The organism is Neisseria sp. P0021.S007 (assembly GCF_051956855.1).
Map to the genome: position 1 here is coordinate 1 of NZ_JBQCXA010000215.1, position 945 is coordinate 945.

Below are 945 nucleotides of genomic sequence, written 5' to 3' on the forward strand. Positions count from 1 at the left end.
TATCAAGGTTGTCCGAGTTGCTCGGGCAACCTTATTTATTTGGAGTATTGAAATGGCAAAACTCACTTTGAAGCCTGATGCAACTTTCCGACATACCGTGAAAATCCCTGTTCCCGGTGCAGAGCCTGCGGACGTCGAATTTGAATTTAAGGCGCGCGGCCGCAAGGCGATGAAAGAATTTACCGAAAAGCATAAAGACGGCTGGACGGCAGATACCGTCTTGGATTGTGTTCAAGGCTGGGATTTGGAAGAAGCATTCGACCGGCAGAATGTCGAAATCCTGCTGGATAGCTATCCGATGGCGGTGTTTGCCATCGTCAACGGCTATGTTGAGGAAGTCTTCAATGCCCGCGAGGGAAACTGATTGCCGCCGCGCGTGCGCTTTATGAGAAGCAGCCTGACGAGGCGGAATTGAATGTATTCGGATTTTCGGCGGACGATTTTTCAGAAGAGGAGACCACTTTTGGCGTATGGCCGTGCAACTGGCAGGCGGTGCAACTGTTTATTGCAGTATCGACGCAGTGGCGTATCGGAATGTCGGGTGCGACGGGGTTGGATTATTCCGCCGTCGCAGCGGTTATGGAATGCGGCAATATCAAGCCGAAGAAACGGAAAACACTGTTGGAGAAAGTCCGCATGATGGAGCTTGAAGTGTTGTCAATGTGGGCAGGCGAACATGAATAACGAAACCAAGATTTATATTACCGCCGAAACAGGCGGTGTCGTCAGCGGCGTAGAAAAGGCAAAACAGTCCATTAAGTCTTTGGGGGACGTGGCATCTTCCCAGGGGCGGCGTATTTCTGACGGATTGGTACATAGTGGCGACGGCGCAGAGAAATCGTCGACGGTAGTGTCGGCGGCATCGAAGCGGACGGAACGGTCTTTGGCTTCTCTGGAGAATGCCATCCGCCGCGATATAGCCGTTAAGATTGCAGGCGGTAAGGC

The 945-nt window shown here is 52.1% G+C and carries 3 protein-coding genes; all 3 read left to right on the plus strand.

Annotation, left to right across the window (positions count from 1 at the left end; all coding sequences use genetic code 11):
* Positions 1 to 364 (plus strand): phage tail assembly chaperone (locus ACTHUR_RS12310; RefSeq protein WP_440398760.1); only part of this gene is annotated, 364 nt, incomplete at its 5' end.
* A 47-nt stretch (positions 365 to 411) separates the two neighbouring features.
* On the plus strand, positions 412 to 684 hold the full coding sequence (locus ACTHUR_RS12315; RefSeq protein WP_003757680.1) for a DUF1799 domain-containing protein: 273 nt from the start codon (positions 412 to 414) through the stop codon (positions 682 to 684).
* The coding region (locus tag ACTHUR_RS12320; RefSeq protein WP_440398762.1) for a hypothetical protein at positions 677 to 945 on the plus strand (269 nt) is incomplete at its 3' end. The genes ACTHUR_RS12315 and ACTHUR_RS12320, both read left to right, overlap by 8 nt.